The organism is Collimonas sp. OK242, from assembly GCF_900107095.1.
In the GTDB taxonomy this organism is placed as follows: Bacteria; Pseudomonadota; Gammaproteobacteria; order Burkholderiales; family Burkholderiaceae_D; genus Collimonas.
Genome location: NZ_FNOR01000040.1, coordinates 1 through 8,799, shown reverse-complemented (window position 1 = coordinate 8,799; position 8,799 = coordinate 1). Strand labels below are relative to the sequence as shown.

Sequence of the window (8,799 nt, the reverse complement as noted above, 5' to 3'; positions counted from 1 at the left end):
CAAAGAAGGCCGAGGCCTTTTTTAAGATTTCTACATCTCCTCGCAGTTGGCGGTTCTCCTGCTCCAACTGCCTGATTCGTTGTTGCTCGGGCGTCAGCGGTTTGCCAATGCCTGGCTGGCCGGATTGCTCGGCATCGTACTGCTCTACCCAGCGACGCACGGCGGTCGGGCCAATGCTCATGCTCTCGCATACGTGCTGAACACTGAGTCCCTGTTCTTTGATCATTTTGACGACCTCAAGCTTGAAGCTGTGATCGAAAGTGCGGCGTTGCCTTGTCATGCAAATCTCCTCGGATGGTGGATTGTCCACCTATCGAGGTGTCCGGGCAAATTAGACCACTACATACCGATATTTAACGTCGCCTTTGATTTTTTGGAGATATTTGCCAAGGCTGACGGTAGACAGAATGCCGAACACAAAAACGATGGCAAATGCGGCGAGACTTTCGAGAGGGGAGTTATTGGATCCCATAGGGGCTCCTTACGGTGATGGATGTCTAAAAGGAGAAAATCGATTCCTCGGCTGACCAGAGGGAGCAATCGATTTTCTATGCGGTTTCATGGTTTTCCGAGCAATCTGCGCAAGAACCATACCCTTGCGAGAGGGATCGCAAACAAGATGACGAGGGAGGTCATTGCCAGATCCATATCCACTTCGACATCATTGCCGATGGCGATCACGATATAAGCAGCAAGTGCAATGGAGAAGTAGATGCAGGTGCGATTGTAGCTATGTGAATTTTTGTTGATAACAGCCTTGGCAAGTACAAGCCGGGTTTTAAGCGCTTCGTTTAACTCGACCACATCTTTTGCTGTAAAGACGGGATAAAACGTAGTCGCTGTCAGCGTCGTAGCAACGGTGTTGCTCCGTACGAAAAAGATATTCTGATCCATGTGAGGGCCTTCAATGTTAAAGAGTTTCAATTGAAATTGACGTGGTCAATTGAGAGCGGTGATTACCCTTCTCAAGGCGGTGATATATGGCTGAGATTATTTGGGATCGACGGGATGACGACATAGAGAGCAAGGGTTGCCCCTTGCTCTCTATGTCGTTTTAACGGAAGTTTGATTGTCGTCTCAGCAAGCTGAGGCAGGGTGCATCAAGATTGATGAGCACGAGAGTAAGCTGTACAGGGCCCAGCCCCCGGATTGTTCCGCTCTCCTTCTTCCATATAGGCGAAAAGCGCAGCAACCTGCAAATCTCAATTTATTCCTCTGCGAGCTGCTGTATCCCTTGCCGGCTACGTTCGTCCACCGGCACATAGGCCATTAAACGATCGCCGTTTTTCGGCGCGGACCACCAATTGGTTTGCTGCAAATCGAGTGCGCCGACGCGAGGATGCCGGAAGCGTTTGACTTGATTTTCTATGCCGCGCACTTCATAGCGCTGCCAAGCGTTTCTGAATTCCGCGGATGCCGTCATAAATTTTTGCAGCTGCTGTTCCCATAGCGGCTCATGCAGGTGCTCCGCCATGGCGGCGCGGAACAAGGCTACCATGCGCGGCATCGCGTCGTCCCAATCTGCCAGACTGGCGCGCCAATTGGGATTGGTCATCGCCAGATAGATGCAATTGCGGTCTTCCTTGGCAATCTTCGCTAAGTCGACATTCACTAAACGGCAATAGGCTTCGTTGTAGCCGAGAATATCGAAACGGGCATTCTGTATCAGTGCAGGAATCGGGTTGAGATGATCCAGTATCATTTGACTGGTGGCGGAAAGCGACTCGCAGGCGGGCCGCTCTGTCAAATTGGTGGGCATTTTCATGCCGGCCAGCGCAAACAGGTGGGCGGTTTCTACATCGCTGCATTGCAGGGCAATTGCTACCGCGCTTAACACCTTGGCAGACACGCGAATGGGGCGTCCTTGCTCCAGCTTGGTGTACCAGGTGATGCCGATGTCGGCGAGTGCCGCCACGTCTTCACGGCGCAAGCCGGGCGTACGGCGTCGTCCGCTGCGCGGCAAACCCAGGTGGACGGGATCCAGGCTCTCGCGGCGAACCCGCAAGAAGCTCCCAAGTTCTTCTGTACTATTGGCTTCGAGGTGGCTTGGCGCCTGCTGTGACAACGTCGGGGTCGAGTTAAGTTGATGAGGCATGGTCTGCTTTCCTTATCGAGCCTGGCACAAATTATACTAGTCTAGGTAGACTCTAGTACCAGTCTTATTTCAATTATAGACTGGCACCTGTTATCCATTCAAATAGAAAGAAGTGCTATGAATAACGGGGTTTCGCAACCTGTCCTGCGCCAGGCAGGGCTCATTGTGTTGCTTGCGGGGCAATTGCTGCCGCAGATAGACTTTTCGATTGTCAATGTAGCGCTGGATGCCATTTCTCACTCTCTCAATGCCACAGAAACCGAACTGGAGCTAATGGTAGCCGTGTATGGGGTGGCGTTTGCGGTTTTTCTGGCCATAGGCGCGCGCCTGGGCGACAACCTGGGACGGCTAAAACTGTTTCAAGCTGGTGTAGCCTTATTTGGCGTCGCTTCGCTTTTATGTGGCGTGGCCAATTCAGTCTGGTTTTTGCTGGCTGCTCGCGCTTTGCAGGGCGGCGCAGCAGCCTTGCTGGTGCCGCAGATATTGGCAACAATCCATGTAAGCCTGAGCGGACGCAACCACTCTCGCGCGCTGGGTTTCTACGGGGCCATAGGCGGGCTGGCGTTTATTGTCGGCCAAGTGCTGGGCGGCTTTCTGGTATCTGCCAATATTGCCGGCATGGGGTGGCGCAGCGTGTTTCTGATTAATCTACCAGTGTGTCTAGGCATTTTGCTGGTTTCGCATCGCTGGGTGCCGGAAACGCGTAGCCAACATGCCGCCAGCATCGACAGGCCTGGAACGATATTGTTAAGCCTGGTCATTTTGTGCGTGCTGGTGCCGCTGGCATTGGGGCCGTCTTTGCATTGGTCCTTGCTATGCATCACGCTGTTGAGCGCCGCCATTCCTCTACTTGGCTTGCTATGGAAGGTGGAACTGCGGCAAGAACAGCGTGGAGCTGCCCCCTTACTGCCGCCGTCCTTGCTGCGTCTGCCCAGCGTGCGCTTTGGACTGTTGATCGCGATATTGTTTTTCTCTTGCTGGAGCGGCTTCATGTTCGTGCTGGCACTTGCTTTGCAAGCCGGCGCCCACCTGACGCCTGTGCATTCCGGCAATGCGTTTATTGCTTTGGGTGCTTCCTATTTTGTCAGCTCGCTCTTAAGCTCACGCGTGGTTGCCCGCGTTGGTCGCACAGCCACGCTGATTTTAGGCTGTGCCATACAGATGTGTGGACTGCTGGGACTAATACTGACCTTGCGCGGAGTCTGGCCGCATCCAGGGATGCTCAATCTTGTCCCCGCTACCGTGCTGATGGGCTTTGGGCAGGCGTTTATTGTCAGCTGTTTCTTCAGGATAGGATTGTCGGACGTCCCAGCTCCGCAAGCCGGCGCCGGCAGCGCGATGCTGACCACCGTGCAGCAAGCATCCTTTGGTATCGGGTCCGCCTTGTTGGGGGCAGTGTTTGCACAAACCTTGCATCACACAGGGCAATACCTGGATGCGGCGCTCGCGGCCCTGCTCGCCGAGTTTTGCCTGATGATGATTTTGCTCGCCAGCGCAGTGGCGTTCCATAAGCGATGGCAGCCAGTGACTGCCTTTCAAGCTCACCCACAATCCGTCGTCGCAGAGTGACTTAACAACCGGGGACGTCGCTTGGTGTCCTTCGTGGATAAAGCGTGTCGTCACGCGGGGCTTGAATCCGGGTTGCTTATCCCGGTTTTCCGTTCCGCTGCACCTCGAACCCCTAGCTTGATTTGAAGTGGGGGGCGGTGGTCAATTCTCATCAACGCCACTCGTAAATGTTCCCTTTTCGGGTGTATTTCGAATTGCAATTCGATCGACTTACTTTCACAAGTTGTCTGCGGTCGACCTACAGCTATGGCTTCATTTCCATTAGCTTTGCCGATGTCCCCGGCTTAATCTTAGAAAGTGAAAACCAACCCTCCAGGAGCAACCGCAAATCAGTCAGGAAGTAAGTGCTGTATTACGGATGGATCCCTTGCACCCCATTAGATTGACGTCAGATGTCAACGAAAAATGACTTAACCAGTTCCTACTCGTAACACTACTGGTGAGGGCAAGCGGCTAACATGCCGTTCCAACAAAATCGTTCCATGCTGCCATCATGGGGCGACGTTGCTCCAATAGGTCGGTGCGATGGTAAGCTGCCTCCACTTTGTTCTGTACCATATGGGCAAGTGAACGTTCCGCCAAGTCGCGGGGATAACCTTGTTCACTGCACCAATCGCGGAAACTTGATCGAAAGCCATGCGCGGTTGCGACGCGACCAGGCGTATCGCTGTGTGCCTTGACGCGGCGTAAAAAACTGGTCAGTACCATATCGGAAAGTTCAACCTGATCACGTGGCGAAGGAAACACCAGATCCTCGTGCTGTCCTTGCTGCTTGGTGAGGATTTCAATAGCGCGTTTAGATAAGGGAACACGATGCTGGAGTTTGGCTTTCATGCGTTCCGGCGGAATTGTCCAGATCGCATTGTCTAAATCTACTTCTGGCCACATCATGCCTCGTACTTCACCAGAGCGAACCGCTGTCAAAATCAAAAATTCCAGCATGGCGCGTGTCACGTCCTGGTTACTTGCTACCTGTAGATGCTTGGCAAAGAAAGCCGGAATATCTTGCCATGGCATAGCCGGTTGATGTTGAGTGCGTATAGATTTTGACGGTTGTTGTGGCAACAGGTGATGCACCACGTCAACTGGATTCGACTTGCAATGGTCGTGCGCCCATCCCCAAGCCATGACCGCATGCAAGCGCTGTTTCAATCGGCTGGCAGTCTCGGCTTTTTCTAGCCAGATCGGTCGCAAGGCATCGGCAATATGACGAGGCTGAATTTGATCCAGTGGTAATGTGCCGATAATTGGAAAGGCGTACTGCGTAAGCGTATTCAACCACTGCTGGGCGTGTTTGGCATTTTTCCAGCCTGGGAGTAATTCAGCATGGAGTATTTCGGCGGCATTTTGGAAAGTAGGAATTTTGGGGATACTGGCTGTTCGATTTTTTTCGTCTAGCGGATCAATTTTATTGCTAATTTGTTCACGCATTTGCAAGGCGTGTTTCGCTGCATCGGCGATACTGACTTCCGGATAGCTACCTAGTCCGGCATTACGGCGTTTGCCAGTTAATGGGCTGACAAAGCGCAGTACCCATTTGCCACATCCTTTAGTGTTGGAGGGATGCAGTGCTAAACCTGTCACTCCGCCGTGGGGAAGAATTCCTGAGTCGGGTTTGATGTTGCGTGCTTTGACATCGGTCAGGGTTGCCATAATTTGTATTCTGGACGGAAGCTAGTTGGTATGCCATCCAGTATGCCATTATTGTTTGGTTCTAGATAGATTGCTTTGGACTCGCATGGAGGGATGAAGGCGTATTTGCCTTGTGTGGTCTAGGTAAATTGGACTTTTTTGGATTCTTTTGGACTTTATATTGGCAGACATCGCTTCCGCCAATATTGAGCATAAAGCCCTGATTATTCAGGGCTTTTTTGTTTCTTAGGCATATTGCTTCATTCCGACTATAAAACAAACGTTTCCGCAACTAGCTACAAGTTGATTGGGTATTGCATTCGCTGGATGTAAAAAAAGGCGATTGTCACGACCGGCTCAACACAGCCTCGGCCACAAGGAGACACTCACTAAACGCCATGCCGAGCAAGTGCATCGCATCGACATGACGTTTCCGGTCATTCTCAATCGGCAGGCAATCACACCTCCAGAATCGTTTCAAAGCCGCCGTAGATCAGCCGCTTGCCGTCGAAAGGCATCGGATTCTCTCCAGGCTGCATCCGCGGGTCGGCCATGACCGCTTTCCAGGCTTCGTCCCGCTTCTCACGAGAAGGCCAGGTAATCCAGGAGAACACCACCGTCTCGTCATCTTTGCGCTGGACTGCCATTGTAAAAGACGTCACTTTTCCCTCAGGGACGTCATTCCCCCAGCATTCGACTACCTTCAATGCGCCATATTCCTTGAATACGGCCGCAGTCGATGCGGCGTGCTTTTTGTATGCTTCACGATTAGCTGTGGGTACGGCGACTACAAATCCATCTATGTAAGTCATAACTATCTCCTCTTGAGTTAAAAGAAACAGGGGGAAATGCAAAGCGACGCGATTCGCTACCGTATCGCCGCATATCGGCCCCCACACCCTAGACGAACGACCGGTAAAGAAATCGACATCGCTCATAACATAATAGTTCTGAACAGCTGCACTTTAGCGCGGTGACGGCGGCGCGGCCCCTCTGCTCAGAATGCCCTCAAGCGTTTCCTTGGATGCAGAAAGAAAAGGCCCGCCGAGACCGACCGCCGTTTGCGCTGCCTGCAATGCTTCCGGGAGCTTGCCCTGATCCGCGAGGGTCTGCGCCAGGTTGTTAAATGCCGGGGCCGAGTCGGGGTGGTTTTCTGTCGCTTTCCGGAATGCGAATTCAGCTTCCGCCAGTTTACCGGCGGCATAGTAAATGTTGCCCAGCCCCAGCTGCCCGACCAGACTGTTCGGCCAGCGCGTCAACAATGTGGAATAGGCCGTGGCGGCGGCGGTTTTCTGTCCACTTGCGTTCAGCGCATCCGCAGCAGACGCATAGCCGATCTCGGTGGCGGTCGCTGGTATGTGATCCGGGCGGACCGTCACCATCGCCCAATGCCCGGCGAACTGCCAAGTGTGTTCGAAATACCAGAACGGCAATACCTGGCGGGCGTTGGTGCCCGAGCGCAGGATCAGCTTCGACGTCTCCATGTCATACCCGACCACAACCGCGTAATGCCACAGCGGATACCAGCTCACCAGCATATTCTGCAGTACCACAACCGGCGTACCCGACGCAACTTCCCTGAGCACATCGGCAAGCTGCGGCGCGAGAACGTAGGCGGCAAGCCCGTTGCGGCGCGTGGCTGCAAGCATTTCGATCTGCAGGCTGCCTTTGCGCGACGGCAGATAAACCTGATCGGTCAATATTTCCGGGCGGATCGCCACGCCGACACTGTTGAGGGCCGTGGCAAGTGCGGCCGGTCCGCATTGGTATTCTTCCTGCGGGAAGAAGGGGACTGCCGTAAGCTCTACACGCTGCGGCAAGTCGCTTGGACGATTGCTTTCCAGCAGGCGCGTTTGTGGCGCAATTGCGCAGCCGCCCAGACCCAGCATCAGCGCCAGAAAAAGAATGCCCGCCAGAAGGCGGGCCGATATTCCGAGCTGCATGCGCTGCATTATTTGTAGACGAAATAGAGAACCGCCGCTCCAATCAGGATGACTGCCGCCGCAATAGCCCAGCCATGAGTGCCGCCGGCAGGCAAGGTATCGACTTGGCTGGCGAGGGTTCTTACTTCTTCGTCGGTCATGGCGGCAACACGCTCTTGCGCTGCTCCCGGTTTCACCCCGAGCGTCTCCAACTGCTGCTGGACATTCGTGCGGCTAATGAAGTTCAGCACCTTCTCACGATCGCCTTGTACCTGTGTCGCGTTGATCAGCTGGTCAGTTCCCACAATGCCGGCGTGTGCCGGATGAAACGTCAGCAGCATGCTAACAATCAACACGCGGCTGACCATTTTGAAAAAACGATTCATGTTTACACTCCTTCGAGGTCTGATTGTGTGAGCTCCTTTATTGGCGCCTGTACCAACAAATACGACCATGCAGACAGGTGTAAATTGCATTATTCTTGGTGGCAATGCCAGGAACAAGACAATGTACTTTTATGTATAGTTTGCGCCTGTCGAAGTGTCAAGCTGCGGTTGCCGCGTGCGGGTAATCGGCAGGTTGGCAATGCATTTTGGCCCGGCAGAAGATGTGCATGTACTCTCACTGAGTAATCTTGCTGCGGATTACGCATCGATTTGCACAACAGCGGAAGTGGTAGACAGCCTGCAATGAATCAATAATTCGGTGATCGGTGCATGCATACGCAATGACTGGGATCGGCCCAGACTGTGTAAAAACGAAGACACGGCATAAGCATGCCATGGAATCCTCATTGTAAGGTTAGATGAATACCATAGGGTTGCGACAGTGTGGCGCATTGGATTTTAGACTGATTGTAAAAAGCGGCTGAGCTGTCGCAATAACGTCGCTGCAAACGTTAAAAGCGCTTATGCGCTGATCATCTGGATCAATCTGCCAACGCCCAGGATATTGATCAGCCGCTTTATGTTGTAAGCCAGTACATGCAAACTCATTTCGGTGCTGACGCGATTTATTGTTTTGGTCAGGAAGTGCGTTGATCCCATCCAGGCTTTAATCGTCCCGAACGGATGCTCGACGGTTTGACGACGGATTCGCATAACATCGGGTGTTTGATCCAGACGGGCTTGCATCGTATCGAGAACTGCTTCGTGCTCCCATCGCGTTACGCGACGCTGCGGACTTGGGGTGCATTGCTGCTTGAGTGGACATTGCTGGCAGTGCGAACTCCAATACCGATGCAGGTTCAGCCCTTTTTCTTTACTTGTAAATCTCCAGATCAGGCGCTGTCCTGCAGGGCAGCGATATTCGTTTGTCTCGGCATCGTAGATAAAATCGGCTTTACCAAACCGTCCCTCGGCAGTGGCATTTGATGTCACGGTCTTTGGAACGATCACATCAATGCCGGCTTCATGACACGCCAGGATTTCTTCCCCCTTGAAATAGCCTCTGTCTGCAATTACCGTCAAAGACTCCGTCGCCATTGCTGTACGGGCTCGCTCGCTCATTGAAGAGAGTTGGTCTCGGTCGATACCGACATTAGTCACGTCATGCGCCACAATCAGATGATGTTTCGCATCA

Annotated in this window: 10 protein-coding genes; 1 reads left to right on the top strand and 9 read right to left on the bottom strand. The window is 53.1% G+C overall.

The features are described 5' to 3' along the window. The 4 genes from BLV81_RS23200 to BLV81_RS23190 form a co-directional block, all read right to left on the bottom strand. Positions 1-280, bottom strand: a 280-nt coding sequence (locus tag BLV81_RS23200) for a transposase (RefSeq protein ID WP_143036444.1), incomplete at its 3' end; no start/stop codon positions are given. Positions 281-331: 51 nt separating this feature from the next. Beyond that, positions 332-472 (bottom strand): hypothetical protein, encoded by a 141-nt coding sequence (locus BLV81_RS24035; protein ID WP_176992944.1) that lies wholly within the window; start codon positions 470-472, stop codon positions 332-334. An 86-nt stretch (positions 473-558) separates the two neighbouring features. Continuing rightward, the gene (locus tag BLV81_RS23195) at positions 559-894 is read right to left on the bottom strand and encodes a hypothetical protein (RefSeq protein ID WP_092360252.1); all 336 of its coding nucleotides are present in this window, start codon (positions 892-894) and stop codon (positions 559-561) included. 313 nt (positions 895-1,207) lie between these two features. Beyond that, positions 1,208-2,095 (bottom strand): helix-turn-helix transcriptional regulator, encoded by an 888-nt coding sequence (locus tag BLV81_RS23190; protein WP_092360251.1) that lies wholly within the window; start codon positions 2,093-2,095, stop codon positions 1,208-1,210. 117 nt (positions 2,096-2,212) lie between these two features. On the opposite strand from BLV81_RS23190, the gene BLV81_RS23185 reads away from it, so the two are divergent. Further along, the gene (locus tag BLV81_RS23185; protein WP_092360250.1) at positions 2,213-3,664 is read left to right on the top strand and encodes an MFS transporter; all 1,452 of its coding nucleotides are present in this window, start codon (positions 2,213-2,215) and stop codon (positions 3,662-3,664) included. 453 nt (positions 3,665-4,117) lie between these two features. Here BLV81_RS23185 and BLV81_RS23180 read toward each other — a convergent pair whose 3' ends face one another. The 5 genes from BLV81_RS23180 to BLV81_RS23160 form a co-directional block, all read right to left on the bottom strand. Next, entirely contained in the window at positions 4,118-5,317 is a 1,200-nt protein-coding gene (locus BLV81_RS23180; RefSeq protein ID WP_092360249.1) for a tyrosine-type recombinase/integrase, read from the bottom strand. Between the two features lie 437 nt (positions 5,318-5,754). Next, positions 5,755-6,108 carry a DUF1428 domain-containing protein gene (locus tag BLV81_RS23175; protein ID WP_092360254.1) on the bottom strand — a complete coding sequence of 118 codons (354 nt, stop codon included), beginning with the start codon at positions 6,106-6,108 and terminating at the stop codon, positions 5,755-5,757. 153 nt (positions 6,109-6,261) lie between these two features. Next, positions 6,262-7,239 (bottom strand): PA2778 family cysteine peptidase, encoded by a 978-nt coding sequence (locus BLV81_RS23170; protein ID WP_092360253.1) that lies wholly within the window; start codon positions 7,237-7,239, stop codon positions 6,262-6,264. 8 nt (positions 7,240-7,247) lie between these two features. Next, positions 7,248-7,604 (bottom strand): PA2779 family protein, encoded by a 357-nt coding sequence (locus BLV81_RS23165; RefSeq protein ID WP_092360248.1) that lies wholly within the window; start codon positions 7,602-7,604, stop codon positions 7,248-7,250. A gap of 522 nt (positions 7,605-8,126) precedes the next feature. Continuing rightward, a partial coding sequence (locus tag BLV81_RS23160) for a transposase (protein WP_143036443.1) occupies positions 8,127-8,799 on the bottom strand: 673 nt, incomplete at its 5' end.

Coding starts and splice junctions, on each gene's coding strand:
- BLV81_RS24035 (WP_176992944.1), bottom strand. CDS start 472: ATGGGATCCAATAACTCCCCTCTCGAAAGTCTCGCCGCATTTGCCATC.
- BLV81_RS23195 (WP_092360252.1), bottom strand. CDS start 894: ATGGATCAGAATATCTTTTTCGTACGGAGCAACACCGTTGCTACGACG.
- BLV81_RS23190 (WP_092360251.1), bottom strand. CDS start 2,095: ATGCCTCATCAACTTAACTCGACCCCGACGTTGTCACAGCAGGCGCCA.
- BLV81_RS23185 (WP_092360250.1), top strand. CDS start 2,213: ATGAATAACGGGGTTTCGCAACCTGTCCTGCGCCAGGCAGGGCTCATT.
- BLV81_RS23180 (WP_092360249.1), bottom strand. CDS start 5,317: ATGGCAACCCTGACCGATGTCAAAGCACGCAACATCAAACCCGACTCA.
- BLV81_RS23175 (WP_092360254.1), bottom strand. CDS start 6,108: ATGACTTACATAGATGGATTTGTAGTCGCCGTACCCACAGCTAATCGT.
- BLV81_RS23170 (WP_092360253.1), bottom strand. CDS start 7,239: ATGCAGCTCGGAATATCGGCCCGCCTTCTGGCGGGCATTCTTTTTCTG.
- BLV81_RS23165 (WP_092360248.1), bottom strand. CDS start 7,604: ATGAATCGTTTTTTCAAAATGGTCAGCCGCGTGTTGATTGTTAGCATG.